This is a genomic window from Enterococcus sp. AZ063 (assembly GCF_051715045.1).
In the GTDB taxonomy this organism is placed as follows: domain Bacteria; phylum Bacillota; class Bacilli; order Lactobacillales; family Enterococcaceae; genus Enterococcus_D; species Enterococcus_D casseliflavus.
Map to the genome: position 1 here is coordinate 1,522,567 of NZ_JBIOTA010000001.1, position 18,002 is coordinate 1,540,568.

The 18,002-nt window shown below is 41.6% G+C and carries 14 protein-coding genes; 12 read left to right on the forward strand and 2 right to left on the reverse strand.

What is annotated here, in order from left to right; all coding sequences use genetic code 11:
- The first annotated feature begins 21 nt into the window (after positions 1-21).
- Genes IGK61_RS06975 through garR form a run of 3 tightly spaced genes read left to right on the forward strand, consistent with a single transcriptional unit; the run spans position 22 to position 2,993 of the window.
- Positions 22-918: a dihydrodipicolinate synthase family protein gene (locus IGK61_RS06975; protein WP_074535710.1), complete on the forward strand. Its 897-nt coding sequence runs from the start codon at positions 22-24 to the stop codon at positions 916-918.
- 32 nt (positions 919-950) lie between these two features.
- Positions 951-2,096 carry a glycerate kinase gene (locus IGK61_RS06980; RefSeq protein ID WP_074535712.1) on the forward strand — a complete coding sequence of 382 codons (1,146 nt, stop codon included), beginning with the start codon at positions 951-953 and terminating at the stop codon, positions 2,094-2,096.
- A gap of 12 nt (positions 2,097-2,108) precedes the next feature.
- On the forward strand, positions 2,109-2,993 hold the full coding sequence (gene garR, locus IGK61_RS06985; protein ID WP_074535714.1) for a 2-hydroxy-3-oxopropionate reductase: 885 nt from the start codon (positions 2,109-2,111) through the stop codon (positions 2,991-2,993).
- 319 nt (positions 2,994-3,312) lie between these two features.
- On the opposite strand, the gene IGK61_RS06990 is transcribed toward garR, so the two are convergent.
- Entirely contained in the window at positions 3,313-4,440 is a 1,128-nt protein-coding gene (locus IGK61_RS06990; protein ID WP_074535717.1) for a CdaR family transcriptional regulator, read from the reverse strand.
- Between the two features lie 303 nt (positions 4,441-4,743).
- On the opposite strand from IGK61_RS06990, the gene IGK61_RS06995 reads away from it, so the two are divergent.
- From IGK61_RS06995 to IGK61_RS07035, 9 genes are all read left to right on the forward strand, one after another.
- Positions 4,744-5,796: an LPXTG cell wall anchor domain-containing protein gene (locus IGK61_RS06995; protein WP_438844776.1), complete on the forward strand. Its 1,053-nt coding sequence runs from the start codon at positions 4,744-4,746 to the stop codon at positions 5,794-5,796.
- A 297-nt stretch (positions 5,797-6,093) separates the two neighbouring features.
- On the forward strand, positions 6,094-7,617 hold the full coding sequence (locus tag IGK61_RS07000; protein ID WP_074535722.1) for a helix-turn-helix domain-containing protein: 1,524 nt from the start codon (positions 6,094-6,096) through the stop codon (positions 7,615-7,617).
- Between the two features lie 240 nt (positions 7,618-7,857).
- Positions 7,858-8,766 carry an ABC transporter ATP-binding protein gene (locus tag IGK61_RS07005; protein WP_074535724.1) on the forward strand — a complete coding sequence of 303 codons (909 nt, stop codon included), beginning with the start codon at positions 7,858-7,860 and terminating at the stop codon, positions 8,764-8,766.
- A gap of 2 nt (positions 8,767-8,768) precedes the next feature.
- Complete coding sequence (locus IGK61_RS07010; RefSeq protein WP_010748033.1) at positions 8,769-9,572, forward strand: ABC transporter permease; 804 nt, start codon at positions 8,769-8,771, stop codon at positions 9,570-9,572.
- Between the two features lie 107 nt (positions 9,573-9,679).
- Positions 9,680-9,901: a YneF family protein gene (locus IGK61_RS07015; protein ID WP_005225816.1), complete on the forward strand. Its 222-nt coding sequence runs from the start codon at positions 9,680-9,682 to the stop codon at positions 9,899-9,901.
- A 200-nt stretch (positions 9,902-10,101) separates the two neighbouring features.
- Positions 10,102-11,850: an ABC transporter ATP-binding protein gene (locus IGK61_RS07020; RefSeq protein WP_060792801.1), complete on the forward strand. Its 1,749-nt coding sequence runs from the start codon at positions 10,102-10,104 to the stop codon at positions 11,848-11,850.
- Positions 11,850-13,625, forward strand: coding sequence for an ABC transporter ATP-binding protein (locus IGK61_RS07025; protein WP_010748035.1), 1,776 nt, complete (start codon positions 11,850-11,852; stop codon positions 13,623-13,625). Before IGK61_RS07020 ends, IGK61_RS07025 begins: the two co-directional genes overlap by 1 nt.
- A 305-nt stretch (positions 13,626-13,930) precedes the next feature.
- Positions 13,931-14,773 carry a BglG family transcription antiterminator LicT gene (gene licT / locus IGK61_RS07030; protein WP_005225819.1) on the forward strand — a complete coding sequence of 281 codons (843 nt, stop codon included), beginning with the start codon at positions 13,931-13,933 and terminating at the stop codon, positions 14,771-14,773.
- Between the two features lie 200 nt (positions 14,774-14,973).
- Entirely contained in the window at positions 14,974-16,893 is a 1,920-nt protein-coding gene (locus tag IGK61_RS07035; RefSeq protein WP_438844777.1) for a beta-glucoside-specific PTS transporter subunit IIABC, read from the forward strand.
- A gap of 78 nt (positions 16,894-16,971) precedes the next feature.
- Here the strand turns inward: IGK61_RS07035 and IGK61_RS07040 are convergent, their stop codons facing one another.
- Positions 16,972-17,892: a MurR/RpiR family transcriptional regulator gene (locus IGK61_RS07040; protein WP_074535728.1), complete on the reverse strand. Its 921-nt coding sequence runs from the start codon at positions 17,890-17,892 to the stop codon at positions 16,972-16,974.
- Positions 17,893-18,002: the final 110 nt, after the last annotated feature.

Sequence of the window (18,002 nt, forward strand, 5' to 3'; positions counted from 1 at the left end):
TGAGTGAGAGGATTGACCATAATGGAAAAAGAAAAGATTAAAGGGATCATTGTTCCTTTACTCACGCCAGTGAATGAAGAAGAAATGATTTGTGAAACTAAGTTGCGAAAGATCGTACGGCACGTGATCGATCATGGTGTTCATGGCATTTTGGCTTTTGGCAGTAATAGTGAGTTTTATATGTTCGAACATGATGAAATGCTTGCAGCAACAGAAATCATTTTAGATGAAGCCGCTGGAAAAGTACCTGTTTTCTTTGGGATGGGCCCAATACGTACGAAACATGCGGTGGCGCTTGCCAAACAGGCAGCAAAATTGCCGATCGCTGGTATTTCCGTTTTACACCCAATGTTCATCAAACCCACAGAAGAAGCACTGTACAATCATTTTAAAGCAATCGCAGACGCGGTTTCCGATACGATGGTGCTTTTGTATAACAATCCAGCAAGAGCTGGGTATTCGCTGAGTCAACCATTGATCGAAAAGCTGGCGCATACCGTTGAGAATATCGTAGGGATCAAAGATTCAAGCGGAGATTTGACCTTCCTAAGCGAACTGGTTCGACGGAATGCTGATGTTGGCTTTCGAGTGATTGCAGGAAAAGATACCATTGTTTATCCTTCACTCTGTATGGGAGCAGTCGGCGGTGTCTGTTCAACGGCAAATATTTATCCTGAATTGGTTTGCGGTATTTATGACCAGTACGTATCTGGTGATTTCCAAGGCGCGCTAAAGAACCAATTTACCCTGAACCCGATCCGTTTATCGCAAGATGCAGCAAGTTTCCCTTCAGCTACCAAAGATATGGCAAACTTGATGGGCTTGAATGTGGGACCTTCGATTTTGCCGACGGAAGCAAGTAAGGGCGTTGTCTTAGACAAGATGATTGATGAAATGAAGAAGGCGGGTTTCTTATAATCAAGCCTAACTATAGAAAAGGGGGTGGATTCATGGAAGAACAGCGAATTGTGATTGCAGCAGATTCTTTCAAAGGAAGTGCCTCCAGTAAAGATATCTCAATGTGGTTAGAAAAAGGGATTCGTCGGGTTTTGCCCCATAGTCCTATCGATAAATTTTCAGTCGCCGATGGTGGAGAAGGCACAGTCGAAGCTTTAGTTGATGCCTTGGCAGGAAAACGAAAAAGGATAACTGTTCAAAATCCATTGGGAAATCCTGTGAAGGCGCAATATGGTGTTTTACCTAATCAAATCGTCGTATTAGAAATGGCAGAAGCAAGCGGGATTACTTTAATCGAGCAAAATGCTGAGAATGCCTTAAACGCTTCGACTTACGGGGTAGGGGAGTTGCTTTTGGCTGCCCTCGATGAAGGCGCAAAAGAGATTTACCTTGGCATAGGCGGCAGTGCAACGAGTGATGGCGGGACTGGAATGGCAAAAGCATTAGGGGTCTCCTTTTACGACGATCAAGGAAAGGACATCCCGAGAGGATTAGCTGGATTAGCAAAGCTTGCTTCGATAGATATTTCTAAAATCGATCCACGATTAAAGGATGTAAAAATCAATATTTTATCGGATGTAACGAATCCGTTAGTCGGTGAAAAAGGTGCCATTGCTATCTATGGTCCTCAAAAAGGCATTCCGATTGACCAAACGAAAACCTGTGATCAGTGGATGAAACATTATGCCTCTGTGATCAAAAAAGAGATGCAGATTGATATTGCTGACGCACCAGGTGCAGGGGCAGCAGGCGGTCTAGGGGCTGCATTGCAAGTGTTTTGCCAAGCCAAAACGTGCAACGGTATTGAAACGATCTTAGATTTAGTAGAAATTGAAAAGAAAATTGCCCAAGCTGCTCTCGTCATAACTGGCGAAGGCAAGCTTGACCAGCAATCGCTGAATGGCAAAGTTCCTGTGGGAATTGCCGAGCTAGCCAAAAAGCACCATAAACCGGTGATTGCTGTGGTCGGTAGTCGGGAGAAAGAGGTTTCGGCAGCTTATGCCGCTGGAATTGACCTTATTTTGCCAATTATCCATCGACCAATGAGTTTGCAAGAAGCAATGACACAAGTAGAGGAAAATGTGGTGATCGCTGGAGAAACCGCGATCCGAGCATATTTATTAAATCAACGAAAGTAGGAGATGGTATTGATGAAAGTAGGATTTGTCGGTTTAGGAATCATGGGTAAACCAATGGTGAAAAATATAGTAAAGAATGGCTATGAGGTTATTGTGTTTGATTTTAACCAATCCGCAATCGATGAAGTTGTTTCAGCTGGTGCACTTGCAGCCGAGTCAGGCGCCAAGGTGGCAGAAGCAGCAGAAGTGATCATTACGATGCTGCCGAATTCTCCAAACGTAGAAGCGGCACTATTCAATCCTGGAGGGATCGCTGAAGGCTTGTCAGCTGGTAAAACAGTCATTGATATGAGTTCAATTGCACCAAAAGCCAGCCAAGACTTTGCAGCTCGTTTGAAAGAACAAGGAGTCCATTTTATTGATGCGCCTGTCTCTGGTGGAGAACCAAAAGCCATTGATGGGACGATCGCGGTAATGGTTGGCGGAGAAAAAGCAGTTTTTGAGAAATATGAAGCTTTATTGAAGACGATGGCTTCTTCTGTGACACGAGTCGGTGAAGTAGGTGCTGGAAATATTACGAAACTAGCCAATCAAATGATTGTAGCGATCAACATCGCAGCTATTTCTGAAGCTTATTGTCTAGCCAAAAAAGCAGGTGTTTCTCCTGAAGCAGTTTATCAAGCCATTCGCACAGGTTTGGCAGGAAGCACAGTCATGGATCAAAAATCAGAAAAGATTTTTTCTGGTAACTTCGATCCTGGTTTCCGTATCGAATTGCATATCAAGGACTTGCAAAATGCATTAGACACCTCACATGATAGTAATGTTTCTACACCATTTACAGCATCTGCAATGGAGATTATGCAATCACTGAAAGCCTACGGATTAGAAAAAAGGGATCATTCTGCAATCGCAAACTATTATGAAACGATCAATGATTTAAAATTGCAAGGTTAACAGTAACGAATCGAGGTCATTTGTTTTCCTTTTCACTGAAAAGAGAGCACGAGCTGTTCACAACTAAAGGACATAATAAAAGAGCGTTTCTTCTCAGAGGAGCGCTCTTTTTGTTGCGTGTATTGAAACTCAAAAATACAGTGTAAAAACAATTTTGCGTCAACTGGAAGACAGAAAACAGGGAAACGTTGCTGGTGCTATGAGTTAGGCTGTTGATGGATGATCAGGCTGATTGGAAACAGATGACTTGAACAACAAATGATACCATCGATTTAAAATGCGAAGTTTGTTACGCTGAAGCATTTGCTTGTTCAACAAATTATCTCTCTAGATTAGACAAGCGATAACTCATAAAAGCCGCCGACAACACAGTAAAATCACTCAAATTACGTGGATTGTAGCCCGTCTTTTCCGTGATGCGATTCAGTTTGTTTTGAAAAGTATTCTTGTGTAAAAAAAGTGCCTCGGCACACTTCATAATACTACCATTATAGCGTTTATACGTTTCAAAGATCAATTGGAACTGCTTAATCTCCTCAACAGTCAGACTGCCAAGCACTTTCTTTTGCAATTGTTTATTATCTTCTGCAGAAATCCCGACAAAGAGCAACCCATAATCCATTTCTTGATAAGAAGAGATGGTCGCACTTTTTTGATTGATCAACCAATTGACGGTTTTTTGCGCCTTTTCATAACTAGACCAATACTCATCGATGGTTTCTGCTAAACCGCCGATCCCAAAGGACATTTGACGATCAAAACGCTTAGAAATATCCTTTTGCATTTGCATCAGTAAGGGGATCAGCGAAGCTTCTTCCTGCTTTTCGAAAAACAGGCAAATTTCTTGATTGATCAGCGAGAAGAAACTACCTGGAAAAATGTGCAAATGCGATTGGATGGTATGGAGCAGTTTTTCATAATTCAGATTATTTTTTTCTCTAGTAAAAAGAAATTTCCCTATCACGAGGATGCGAGGTCGTTCCAAATCAATGTCTAAGAGCGAGGCTAAATAAGCCGCCAAGCTATCATCTCTTTGAGGAGCGATCAGCATCGTAGCTAGACTGTGGTAGTTTTGCCGTTGATGGAAATTTGTCAATTGAATCCAGTTTTCTCGGATCAAAATCTCCGTCATTTTTTTGATAATATTCCCCAAAGGCTCTACCTTTGTACGCTCGCCAGTAATTCCAATAATTGCTACAACGGATTGATTAAAAAGGACCGGGATATTGATTCCTTTTTTTGCTCCTTTAAACTGATTGTCATGTTCAATCGTTAATGTCTGTTGATTTTTGGCTGCTAAACGGGCGCCTTCATGACTGGTACCAATCCGCACGGTATCTGTACTAGCTATGATCGTACCCGAGGTGTCAAAAAGATTGATTTCATGGTTGATGATATCTTTTAAGCTTTTAACAATCAATTTTGCTACTTTTGGCTCTAATTCCATCGATCACGTACTCCTAAAGGTTGATTTGCTTATACTTGAATTTTAGCACAAAAATGGTCATATATTATATATGATATATATTTAAATGATAAATAATAAACTGTTTTGTTGGCGGTGGTAAAAGTTCGAGAGAGTTTCAAATGCGGAAGAGGATGGTAAATATCTTTTCTATATATAATACTCGAAATTAAAGATGCCATTTTATTGGGTCTTTCCTTTTTTTTTCGGCGCATGTTTTCTCTGAGAATTTATTATAATTTCCTTATCAAGTTATCTTGAAATATTCATTTAGGAAGTGAGGAAATGAGAAAACTGGTTGGAATTGTGTTGATTTTGCTGTTAGCGGGATTATTGCTGCTGGTGTTTGGTTTCGATCATACTTCAGCAAAAGAACGAGCCGGAGGGAATTTATCGTTTTCTGTTCAAACGAATCGAGTGATCTATGATGAAGCCTTGAAAGTCATTACGATCCCGGTACGGCCGAACAAAACGATGACTTCACAAAACGTTTGTATCCGTTTAACTTATGGTTGGGATGGCAATGGACACAGTGAAAAGGTGATTGGTGAAACGTATCTAACAAATGTCGATTGGTTTTCAGGTGTTGAAAACTACTTAAGGATCTATGCTGAGATGGCCATCGATGAGATCAAAAGTGTGGATAAAGTAGATTTAGTTGTGATTTATGACGGTGAAACAACGATTACTGAAAACTTGAAGCCTAGTCAATGGCAGGTAATCACACCCCCGAGCTCTAGTGAGACCACGAACTCTGAGATAAGCGCAAGCTCTAAGGTGTCTGAAGAAACAAGCTCTTCCTTTAGTAGTATCGAACCGAAATTTAGCGACTCTCAATCGACGGATCCAAGGACTTCTACTACGGAAAACACAAGTCAGGATTCTCAAAGTATCGAAAGTAGTCACTATGCAAGTGAGTCAGAAAACTTCAACACCCAACCAGTTAGTGAGAGTGAATCGAGTCAGACAATTAGGAGTCAAGAAACCACCGCAACAACAGGAACAATGACCGTTAGTGAAGCGGCATCTGAGGATCTTTCAGATTCAGAAACGAAACCAAACAAATTAGCGCCTAACCAAAGTCAGTCAAGCAAGCGAAGTGTTTCCTCCAATGATCCCGTAGGCAAACAACTCGCTAAAGCATCGTCTTCAGTGAAAATGGAACAGGAACAACGTACGGAGACAAGCAGTGCTAAGGAGGTCAATGGAGCCTTACTACCGAAAACCGGCAGCAAAAATACGAGTATTCGCTATTTACTCTTTGGTCTAGGCGTGGTTATCCTTACTGTCTTCCTTTACTGGCTGAATCGAAAGTTATTTTCTGATGAGAGACAGTAAAGAAAAAAGCCGAGGATAATGAGAGAATTGATAACCCACGATTGGAATTTTCTTCCCCAGAAAGCACAATCACGTTTTGTTTTACCGTTTTTAACAAAAAGTCTGACGATCGTTTTGAGGCGTCAGACTTTTTTTATGAAAATATACAGATAACGAAAGGAAAATTTGTTAAAAGTGATTTGACAGAAAAGAGCGCACGGTGGTACGATCACCAAACACTGCCAGCTTACAATTTTGTAAGATGACAAATTTAGGATAAAAACAGCGTTTGCTGATTATACAAGCGAGGGAAATTTCATGTTACAGGCACTTTTGGATACGACAGAAAAACAAATTTATGCGTTTCTAAGTTATTGTTACGAAACGAACAAGAAAGACTATACAATTAAAGAGCTCTCAGGTGTTTTCGATAGGAAAACCAACAAAATGCAGTCGATCGTTCAGCAAGTAGAGGTGTTTCGTGCACGCTATCCTCAGTTTACTTTGACCTATGATCGGCTGGAAAAAGAAGTGTCGATTGCTTTTTCTCCACGATTTCTATTGAGCCAAGCCTATAGTGTATTGTTGCAGGGAACCGTTGGGTTTATCTTGCTGGATGCACTCTTTCAGGGGGATTATCATTCCCTTGAACAACTCAGCCACAAAACCTTTAGCAGTCCCCGCACGATTCAACGAAAATTGCAGGAGTTAAATCATGTTTTGGCGAACTATCATTTGTCCTATAGTTTAAAAAAAGGTGATCCTTTAGCAGGTGCTGAATATGCGATCCGCTATTTTTATCATCTTACCTATTGGCAAATTTTTGATGAGAAGGACTCACAAGTCTTGGCATCGATCAAGGAGAAAGCGCAGGCTGAAGCGTTGTTTGAAACCCATGCTTCTTATATGAGAAAAATCGATATCGATAAATTTCTTCATCTATTCGCTATAACCGTGCAAAGAATCCATCAAAAGCATCCGCTTTCGTTTTTACCCAACGAAGTACTGACGTTTGAGCACCCATTAATTGAAAAAAATCAGTTTGATCAGGTCTTTTTGAACCCATTGTTTAACAGGAGTCATCTGCCGTTTTCTGAAATTTCGGAGGTTGAACGCAGCTTCTTGTATTATATGTTTGGGGTAATGAACACCTATCTTGAGGAGGATCTCGATGCTGCTAACATCTCGTGGCTGACTCAGCCAAAGTACCAGCAAGAAGCGCAGCTCGTTGAAAAACTAGCCGTGTATTTTCGGTTGACGTTTACAGAGGCCGAAAAAAACTATTTACTGGTTAATCTGGTAATGATCCATTCCGCCTCTGGCTGTTTTGGTACGCGACAAAAAAGCGATAGTTTTGGCAAAACAACCGACGAGCAAGAGCTGCAAGCCGCTTTTCCAGTGCTTTATCCAACCATGAAACGGTTTTTTTTGGAAGCGACTGTTTCTTTACCAGAGTTGCGTAGATTACTGCAAATGAATGATCGTTTGATTTTCCAATACTGTATGTTACTGAGAGTTATTTTTATCAAATATGAACAGCCGGTCACGTTCTCGATCCATTCGAAATACGGAAAAACGCAAGAGCTTTGGATCAAGAACCGCTTGATGAATGCCACGCATCGAGCGATGGCCCATTATTCGCTGTCTCAAAAACCAGATTTGGTGATCAGCGATTATCCGATCCATCAGGAATTTTCCGAGGAAGAACAGCCTTACCTCTTTTATTGGAATGGTCACCCAAGCGCAAAGGAGTGGAAACAGCTCAAGCAAGTGATCAAACAGATCAGAAGTGCCAAGAACAAGGCAGCGTTCGCCCAACTGGCATTCACCCAAACGGAGTGAACCCGCTATAAGATCGAGCAAATAGAACTTATAATTTTGCCAAGCTTTTGACCAGCAGCAATAGGGCAAACGTGAAAAGCAACAGTGATACAGGAAGTTGTCAAGAAGCAAAAACAGGAGCATCGATGTTCCTTTTTCACTTCTTGACTTTTTTTTACAGAGATGGCATGGTATACATATTATCATAACGTTTTTTATTTAAAATCGTTGCAGAAATGGTGTTAGGAAGAAGGGGTAACTTTGACAGAAGTATTAGCACTGCAAAATGTTTCCAAATTGATTGGAACCAAACGAATCATTGATGATGTTTCCTTTGTGGTGGACCAAGGACAAGTCGTTGGTTTATTAGGGCCCAATGGGGCTGGGAAGACGACGATCATCCGAATGATCGTTGGCTTGATGAAGCACAACACAGGATCGATTGCCATTATGGGAAATTTATTGGATTCTTCTTTTAAAACAGCGATTGCCTCAGTCGGAGCGATCGTTGAGAATCCTGAGTTTTATAATTATATGACCGGTTATGAGAATTTGATGCAGTATCAACGTATGGCGAAGAAAAAAGGCACAGCCTCTGAGCTAGAAGCCCTGATCCGTCAGGTGCATTTAGAAGGACATATCCATCAAAAAGTCAAAACTTATTCTTTAGGGATGCGTCAGCGTTTAGGTGTTGCCCAGGCGCTGGTCCATCAACCAGATCTATTAGTTTTAGATGAGCCGATGAATGGTCTGGATCCTAAAGGCATGCGGGAGTTTCGGGAAATGATTCTTTCTTTGCGAGCAAAAGGGGTCTCTGTTTTAGTTTCCAGTCATCAGTTAAGCGACATCGAGCAAATTGCGGATCATTTGATCGTGGTGCAAAAAGGAAAAGTCACCCATCAAGTAGCAATGGCAGAGTTGAAAGCAGAGAAAAATGTGTTGATCATCAAAACCGATGATAACTTGCAAACAGAAGCACTGTTAAAAGCTTCCTTTGACGTCGAGGTCTTGCACGTAGAAGACGAATTGCACGTCACGCTGCAAACAGATCAGCGTTCTGAAATCGCTGCAGCGATCGTGACGGCGGGTATCGGCTTAAAAGAACTACGGACAAAGCAATCTTCTTTGGAAGATACATTCTTGGCTTGGACCGAAGAAGGAGGTTTGTAAGCATGCTGACATTGATAAAAAATGAATGGATCAAATTAACCAAAAAGCGTTCTACTTGGATCATGCTGCTTTTATTGGTTTTAATGACGTTTGGCTTGACCTATGTTGTACGCTTAGGTAGTCCAGAAATTGGAGCCAATGATTTATTTGCTTCTTTAAGCGATATGACGTCGTTCTTAAACTTATTTGTAGTGATTGTGGCGGCTTCTTCAGTGGCAGAAGAGTTCAGTCGTGGAACGATCAAGTTCTTATTGATTCGGCCTTTTTCCAGAAGCCAAATCTTAGCAGCAAAAGCCATCAACACGTTTTTATTTGCGCTGTTAGGGACCGCTGTTTTACTGATCAGTAGTTTAGCAGCTGCCAATTTATTTTTAGCTGCTGAATCACCTTTTGCTGCTACTGGCTACAACGGGCTAGCGGCGATTCTCGTTGCCCTTGTTTTTGCGGGAACCAACTTGCTATTGATTGTCTTTTATATTGCATTGACCATCTTTATCTCAGCCGTGATTCGCTCCCAAAGCTTGGCGGTAGGCTTAGGCTTGGGTATGTTGTTTGGAAGCAGCATCATCAACTCGATCATGCTTTTTGCGCAAGAAAAATACCCATGGCTGAAGTGGAATCCATTTAATTTTATGAATATTAAAGAGCAAATACCGAGTTTATTAAATAGTCCTGACATGCAGATGACTGCTTTTGATCCGGGATTGGGCTATTGGGAAATGGCGATCGGGATCCTTGTTTACAGTGTTTTAATCTACCTTTTAACAAATTGGTTATTCAACAAAAGAGATGTCGCATTAAGTTGAGGAAACGAGTGAAAGTTTTTGGATAAATCCAGCTTTCACTCTTTCTTTTTGTGTTTTTTTCTAGTAAAATGATTCATTGAGAGTACAAGAGAAAGGAGAGTTTTCAAATGACTATTAATATAGGAATCGTAATCGTGATCGCTGTTGTTGCAGCATTACTAGGCGCTGTCGGCGGCTTCTTTTTGGCGCGTAAATATATGCAAGATTATCTAAAGAAAAATCCTCCCGTTAATGAGGATATGCTTCGCTCGATGATGATGTCAATGGGTCAAAAACCTTCTGAGAAAAAAATTCGTCAGATGATGCAGCAAATGAAAAACCAAAAGTAGGTTTTTTTCTAAAAAGCGGGCTGATTTTATCAGCTCGCTTTTTATTGCGGCAAAACGCAGCAACGAATCAAAAATGTCCCCAGGCTACTTTATTTATTTCTGTTCTGTGAATAGCGGGGGAGTGAATGTAACTGAATCCAATGAATATTCGGAAAAATCGCAAAATTTAGGCAACAGGTCATAAAGAAATGGAGAGTGTTATGTCAATATTTAGGAAGTTAGGTTGGTTTTTTAAACAAGAAAAGAAACATTATTTGTTAGGCGTAGGCTCTTTAGTCTTGGTCGCCTTGGTACAGTTGGCACCTCCGAAAGTTATCGGGATCATCATCGATGAGATTGCGGAAAAAGAGATCTCGATGCAGACGATCTTTTTTTGGGTCATGATCTTGATTGCTTCAGCCATCGCTCAATACGTGTTTCGTTTTGTCTGGCGAACGCATATCTGGGGCAGTGCCGCTCGGCTAGAAAAAACGTTACGCAGACAGCTATTTGCACATTTTACAAGGATGGATCAGTTGTTTTATCAAAAGCATCGGACAGGTGATTTGATGGCCCATGCCACCAATGACTTGAATGCCATCCAAAATGTGGCAGGGGCGGGGATCTTGACCTTTGCCGATTCTTTCATCTCGGGAGGGGCAACCATCATTGCGATGGTTCTCTTTATCGACTGGCGGTTAACGATCATTGCTCTATTGCCGCTGCCTTTCTTAGCAGTCATGGCAAGGGTTCTTGGCAGCAAATTGCATGATGCGTTTCGTGACTCGCAAGAAGCATTTTCTTCCATCAACGACAAAGCCCAAGAAAGTATTACTGGGATGAAAGTCATCAAAACCTTTGGACAGGAAAAAGAGGACATCGCTGATTTTCAAACCAAAATCGACCATGCCATCATCAAAAACCGCAAAGTCAATTTTCTGGATGCCTTGTTTGATCCGTTTATTACGATCATCATCGGAATCTCCTATGTGCTGACGATCATCGTCGGTGGCAATTATGTCATGGACGGTACCATCTCGATCGGTCAATTGGTATCTTTTATCAGTTATATCGGCATGTTAGTTTGGCCGATGTTTGCCATCGGACGTCTGTTTAATGTGCTGGAACGAGGCAATGCTAGTTATGATCGGGTTGCCGAATTGTTGGCGGCCAAGACCCATATCATTGAAGCCAAAGATGCGGTCGATGCCCCAGCCCAAGGAACGGTTGACGTTCAAATCAATGATTTTCACTATCAAGGAGATGATTTTGCTCTGCAAGACATCCACTTTACTTTGCCTGCCGGGCAAACACTTGGTGTCGTCGGGAAAACCGGTGCTGGAAAAACCTCTTTGATGAAACTTTTGTTGCGAGAGTATGATTCATTTGATGGAGCGATCACCTTCGGGGGCATCGATAGCAAGCAATACTCCTTGAATGCTCTTTTGGGTTCGATTGGCTATGTTCCGCAAGATCATTTCTTGTTTTCCATGACGATTCGAGACAATATCCGCTTTGCGCAACCACGGGCTTCTCAAGCAGAAGTGGAAGCAGCTGCTGGATTGGCAGTGATCCACGAGGATATCAGTCAGTTTCCTGAAGGGTACGAAACGATGGTGGGGGAACGTGGTGTTTCTCTTTCTGGTGGACAAAAACAGCGGTTATCCATTGCCCGTGCTTTGATCACTGATCCAGAATTATTGATTTTAGATGACGCCCTTTCAGCAGTAGATGCCAAAACAGAAGAAGCTATTTTACAACAGTTGCGGACGTTCCGTCAGAATAAAACAACGATCATTGCTGCCCACCGCCTAAGCAGTGTCAAGCACGCAGAAGAAATTCTCGTGATCGACAATGGGAAAATCAGTGAACGTGGGACCCATGAACAATTATTGGCTGCAAATGGCTGGTATAAAAAAATGTGGGACAAACAGCAACTAGAAGCCAAAATCGAAGGGAGTGAAGCCTAATGCAAGAATCAGAATGGAGTAAATCGATTCCCTTTAAAGAGCAAAAAAACATCATCAAACGAATGTTTCTTTTTGCCAAGCCATTTCGAAAAACCTTCTATGCAGCGATCTTTTTTGCTTTTGTGCTATCGATCGTCAATATCCTGTTGCCTTTGATCATTCAAACCTTTATGGATAATTATTTGACCAATCAAACGGCGACCCAGCAAGTCATTTATTTCTTTGCTGCATTGTATTTCTTTGGGGTGTTGGTAAAAGCTGTGATTTGGTTTTTCCAATGGTTCCTTTATTCGATGGGTTCTTTAAAAACCTATCAGTATATTCGAGCAAAATTATTTGAAAAATTGCATAGTCTTGGGATGCGCTATTTCGATCAGACGCCAGCGGGTTCGATCGTTTCACGGGTCAGCAACGACACAGAAACGTTGTATGAATTTTGGTATGTCTTCTTGATGGTATTGACAGGAATTTTTGCGGTGGTTTCTTCTTTTGCCGCCATGTTCCGCATCAACGTCAAAATTGCCTTACTGAACTTGATTTTTCTGCCGATCCTAATGGTAGTCATCTGGTATTATCAAAAATTCAGCTCTCGTATCTATCGTCAAATGCGGGAAAAACTGAGTCAGCTGAATACGAAATTGAATGAATCGATTTCTGGTATGCAAATCATTCAGCAATTCCGTCAAGAGGCGCGGCTGAATGAAGAATTCGAAGCGACCAACGATGATTATTTGAAAACTAGATACGCTATGATCCGCACGAATGCGCTGCTATTATCACCAATCATTAGTTTGTTGTATGCCTTAGCGATCGCCTTGTCGTTGACGGTCTTTGGGTTTGATGCCTTAGAATCGCCCATTGAAGTCGGGTTGATTTTCGCCTTTACGACCTATATTCAAGGATTTTTTAATCCCATGACACAGATGATGGATTTTCTCAGCGTCTTTACTGATGGGATGGTCGCCGGCAGCCGTATTCTAAAGATTATGGATAACGAAGAATACACGCCCCAGCAAAACCCCGATGCGAGTCAAACCATCACCAAAGGAAAAATCGAATTTCGCGATGTCAGTTTTTCCTATGATGGTAAAAACAACGTATTGAATCATATTTCTTTCATCGCCTATCCAGGTGAGACCGTGGCTTTAGTCGGTCACACAGGAAGTGGCAAGAGCTCGATCATCAATGTGTTGATGCGTTTTTACGAATTCGGGGAAGGGCAAATTTTGATCGATGATCAAGATATCCGCGACTTCACGATGGAAGAGCTTCGGAAAAAAGTCGGACTCGTATTGCAAGACGCCTTCATGTTTTATGGGGACATCGCTGACAATATCCGCTTATTGAATCAGGACATTCGTGAGGAACAGATCGAAGCAGCAGCAAAATTTGTTCAAGCAGATGCCTTTATTCAAAAATTACCTGGTAAATACCACGCCAAAGTGATTGAACGGGGCGCCAGCTATTCAAGTGGGCAGAGACAATTGATTTCCTTTGCCCGCACCATGGTGACCGATCCGAAAGTGCTGGTCTTGGATGAGGCGACTGCCAATATCGATACTGAAACAGAAGGACTGATCCAAGAAGGGTTGGCAAATATGCGTCAAGGGCGAACCACGATCGCGATCGCCCATCGATTGTCTACCATCCGCGATGCCGAGTTGATTTTGGTGCTTGATAAAGGCTCGATCGTCGAACGAGGCACCCATGATGAACTTTTGGCTCAAAAAGGGTTGTATGCCGATATGTACCGTTTGCAGGCAAGTGAAGTTTAATAGTTTTAATAGTAACGCTAACCTTAAAGACTTTCGTTTTTAAGGTTTTTTTGCACGAAAAAAGAAAGAAGGGATGAATATAAAAATAACGAACAACGATTGACAGCGCTTTCCACCTTTGCTATGATAAAGATAATAAAACTGGTTCTAATGGATAGTGATTGTTGATTTTTAACAAGCTAAACCTGATGAAGCTGCGGTATTTGCGCTGCTTTCATGAGGTTTTTTCTGTGTTGACTGTTGGCTCAGCAATAAAGACAAGCAATGAACCATATCCGCAATGATAAAGTAAGTGGGGGTAGGACATGAAAATCAGTAAAGTGTTAAACAATAATGTTGTGATCACTACCGATCAAAGTCAAAACGAGATTATTGTTATGGGGCGGGGGATTGCATTTAAGAAAAAAGTGGGAGATGAAATTTCTTCAGAAACGGTCGATAAAGTGTATCGCTTAGAAAATCAGACGATCTTATCTCAATTTCAAGAGCTGCTTGCTGACTTACCACTGGAATATCTTGAATTATCCAATGAGATCATTGAGTATGCTCGGCGAGAATTGTCATCCCCAATCAATGATTCCATTTACATCTCGTTGACGGATCACATGCACTGTGCCATTGAACGATCGAAAAAAGGAATGACGGTCAAAAATGTCTTATTGTGGGATATCAAGCGTTTTTTCCCCGATGAGTACCAAATAGGCTGCAAAACAGTAGAGAAAATCAAAGAACATTACGGGATTCAGCTGCCAGATGACGAAGCTGGCTTTATTGCTCTGCATCTCGTCAATGCGCAAACTGAGAATGGTGACCAAGGCAATATTGCTGAACTAACCCAAACGATGCAAGACATCATAAACATTGTTAAATATTTTTTCAAAACAACCTTTGATGAAGAGTCCGTTTATTTTTATCGCTTCACTACGCATTTGAAATTTTTTGTTTCAAGAATGCAAAACCATACTACTCATGTGGATGAAACCGATGAAGATCTTTTGGCTATGGTCAAAGTGAAGTATCGAAATGCGTATCAATGCGTACAAAAAATCGCTGAGCTATTAGAAAATCAGTATCAGTATCAAATGTCCAGTGACGAAAGTTTGTATTTAACGATTCATATTGCCAGACTTGTGCAAAAGAATCGTTGATTGAAAAAAACAAGAAAGGAGAAGGATTTCTTGATTCATGAGAAGGTGTCGAAAAAGAAAAATTTCTTCGCAATGATTCTTATCAAACGTCAGCTTCAAGGCATCTGACCATGTAGCAAGAAATCAAAATAAGAAAACATTTTGGATAGTGACATTCAGTTGGCTAAACCTTCAATACAAAAAAATTGGAGGAATCAAAAATGGGAAAATATCGTGAATTAGCAGAAAAAATCGTAGCAAATGTCGGTGGAAAAGAGAACATCAATAGCTTGACGCATTGTATCACACGCCTGCGTTTTAAATTAAAGGATGAAGGCGTCGCAAATGATGAAGTCTTAAAGAACATGGATGGGGTAGTGACGGTCATGAAGAGTGGCGGTCAATACCAGGTGGTTATCGGAAACCATGTACCTGATGTCTATGCAGAAGTGATCGATGTAGCAGGAATCAGTGGTGATGCTGAAGAAACAGCTTCAGGTGGCAACTTGTTTGATCGTTTGATCGATATTTTGAGCGGCTGCTTCCAACCCTTCTTAGGGGCTTTGTGTGCGGCGGGGATGATCAAAGGACTAAACGCACTGTTGCTTTTTATTGGTACAACAGGCTTGATCGATTATACAACGACGACTGGTACCTATGTGATGTTCAATGCGATCGGCGATTCGATCTTCATGTTTATGCCAGTGATTTTAGGATATACGTCAGCGAAAAAGTTTCGCTTAAATCCAATGGTGGGAATCGTGATCGGGTCAGCGCTTTGTTACCCAACAATTCAAGGATCTGCTTTGCAAGCCGCATTTCTTGCAGGCGCTGGCGAGGGAGCTGCTGCACCGTATAGCTTGTTAGGCTTGCCTGCGTACGAAACGTTTTTAGGAATTCCGTGGGTTGGCGCAACGTATACTAGCAGTGTGGTGCCGGTCATCTTTATCATTGCCTTTGCTGCGCAAGTTCAAAAATTTGCGAAAAAAATCATTCCTTCTGTTGTCCAAACGTTCTTAGTGCCGTTCTTGGTTCTCTTGATTGCATTGCCAATTGGGTTTTTGGTGATTGGACCTGTAATCAGTATGTTGACGGACCTTTTGAGCTCAGGATTTGAAGCGTTGATGGACTTTTCACCAGTTGTCTATGGCTTGTTGCTAGGTTTTTTCTGGCAAGTATTGGTTATTTTCGGTCTTCACTGGTCAGTTGTTCCGCTACACATTATGCAAATCACGCAACTTGGTTATAGTCAGATTTTGGTAGCTACGTTTGGTGCCAGCTTTGCTCAAACAGCCGTAGTGATGGCGATGTACTTTAAACTGAAAGATAAAAAACTGAAAGCACTATGTCCACCAGCTATTATCTCAGGGCTTTTCGGTGTAACGGAGCCAGCGATTTATGGGATCACGTTACCGAAAAAAATGCCGTTCTTCTACTCAATGATCGGTGGTGCGGTCGCAGGTGCCTTCTTGATGATCAATGGAACAACGAGCTACACCTCTGGTGGGTTAGGGGTCTTTGGCATTTTCAACTACATCACTCCAGAAGGCGACGCTAGTGGCATGTGGTTCTCTGTCTTCGGAATCTTGATCGCTGCAGCGATTGGCTTTGGTTTGACCATGGCTTTCTGGAAAGATGATGCAGTGGAAGAAGAAATCGCAGAAGGACAACCAGCGATGACTGTTCGAAAAGAAGTGATCACTTCTCCAGTAGAAGGAACGATCGCGCCACTAAGCAGTGCCAAAGATGAAGCCTTTGCTCAAGGAGTGCTAGGAAAAGGCATCCTGATCCATCCTTCAAAAGGCGAAGTTGTGGCTCCTTTTGATGGTACTGTGATGACATTGTTCCCAACCAAACATGCCATCGGGTTGATTTCTGAGAATGGTTTAGAACTTTTGATCCATATTGGTTTGGATACTGTTCAATTGAATGGTGAGTTCTTTGAAGCGCATGTGAAGCAAGGCGATAAAGTCACTCGTGGGCAAAAATTGATCAGCTTTGATAAAGATGCATTGATCAAAGCAGGATTCAATATTGAGACCCCAGTGCTAGTGACCAACTCAGCGGATTATTTGGATATCATCGAGTCTGACAAACGAGAAGTTGGTTGTTCCGATGATTTGATCACGGCTTTAGTTTAGGAAACATTTTCCTGCAAAACAGCTATATAAGGATAAAAGCGATCGGTCGTGAAGGCTCGATCGCTTTTTGACAGTCATTTAATTGGGAAATAGTGAGTCTTTATAATGAAGGTTTTTATCATAGGTTGGTTCAGCGATTATCGTTGATGAAGTGGGGCGCTTATCATACGCCATCCCAATATCGATCAAATGCTGCAGATTTTTCTCATAATGTTCCGAAAAGACGACTGCATACAACAAATCTAGTAAGTAGCAAACCGAGGTATTGATCGTAAAATTCGCAATCTTTGAATAAAGCCTTTCTCTTGTTGTGATATTTAAGACACAATCGCTTAATTTCGCTAACGCATTCTCGCCAATACTGGTCATCCCAATGATGGAGACCTGCCGTTCGGCGAGGATCTTACCGATTTCTTTAACCATTTTATTTTCACCTGTGTAAGAAATCAAAATCGCGGTCGTATCGGAGGTACAGTTGGATGCCTCATAGGCACTTTCGCCGAAGGTATCGCAGACGTGGATACTTTTTCCTAAACGCCGCATCTTCAAAACAAAGTCTTGAGAAATCAAGGTGTTGGCATTGCTGGCGAAAATCCTGATATGGTTGGCATTGAGCAACGATTGTTTCGCTTTTTGTAATTCATCATGATGGATCAAGGAAAGCGTATCTTCAATCGTTGTTTGTTCAAGCTTTGCCAACTTTTTGGCGATGGTCATAATCCCGTCATGGGAAGAGAAGGGAAAGTTCGCATCCACATCGGTAAAATGGCTGCTCATATAAGTTTGCTCTTTCACAAAGGCCGTTTTTAAGTCGAGCCAACCATTGAAGCCTAATTTTTTGGCGATCCGAATAAAAGTAGAAGGATGAACATAGGTTTTTTCAGATAATTCCTTGATGGTTTGATCCGCCATCGCGGTCGGATTGGCTAATAAATAATCAATCAACGATCGTTCGGCGGGTGCTAGTTTGATTTGGCGCATTTTTTCTTGTAACAACATGGTATATATGCTCCTTTTTACATTTTTTATGATTATTTGTAAATGGTTTTTACAGAAATTCGTTTTTATTCAGTACCTAGCGAATCGTTTACATCCTAATTATTCCTTAT

Bases quoted from the DNA above. Each gene is read 5' to 3' on its own strand.
- licT (WP_005225819.1), top strand. From the start codon at position 13,931: ATGAAAATCAGTAAAGTGTTAAACAATAATGTTGTGATCACTACCGAT.
- IGK61_RS07035 (WP_438844777.1), top strand. From the start codon at position 14,974: ATGGGAAAATATCGTGAATTAGCAGAAAAAATCGTAGCAAATGTCGGT.
- IGK61_RS06995 (WP_438844776.1), top strand. From the start codon at position 4,744: ATGAGAAAACTGGTTGGAATTGTGTTGATTTTGCTGTTAGCGGGATTA.
- IGK61_RS07010 (WP_010748033.1), top strand. From the start codon at position 8,769: ATGCTGACATTGATAAAAAATGAATGGATCAAATTAACCAAAAAGCGT.
- IGK61_RS06980 (WP_074535712.1), top strand. From the start codon at position 951: ATGGAAGAACAGCGAATTGTGATTGCAGCAGATTCTTTCAAAGGAAGT.
- garR (WP_074535714.1), top strand. From the start codon at position 2,109: ATGAAAGTAGGATTTGTCGGTTTAGGAATCATGGGTAAACCAATGGTG.
- IGK61_RS07000 (WP_074535722.1), top strand. From the start codon at position 6,094: ATGTTACAGGCACTTTTGGATACGACAGAAAAACAAATTTATGCGTTT.
- IGK61_RS07020 (WP_060792801.1), top strand. From the start codon at position 10,102: ATGTCAATATTTAGGAAGTTAGGTTGGTTTTTTAAACAAGAAAAGAAA.
- IGK61_RS06990 (WP_074535717.1), bottom strand. From the start codon at position 4,440: ATGGAATTAGAGCCAAAAGTAGCAAAATTGATTGTTAAAAGCTTAAAA.
- IGK61_RS06975 (WP_074535710.1), top strand. From the start codon at position 22: ATGGAAAAAGAAAAGATTAAAGGGATCATTGTTCCTTTACTCACGCCA.
- IGK61_RS07015 (WP_005225816.1), top strand. From the start codon at position 9,680: ATGACTATTAATATAGGAATCGTAATCGTGATCGCTGTTGTTGCAGCA.
- IGK61_RS07040 (WP_074535728.1), bottom strand. From the start codon at position 17,892: ATGTTGTTACAAGAAAAAATGCGCCAAATCAAACTAGCACCCGCCGAA.
- IGK61_RS07025 (WP_010748035.1), top strand. From the start codon at position 11,850: ATGCAAGAATCAGAATGGAGTAAATCGATTCCCTTTAAAGAGCAAAAA.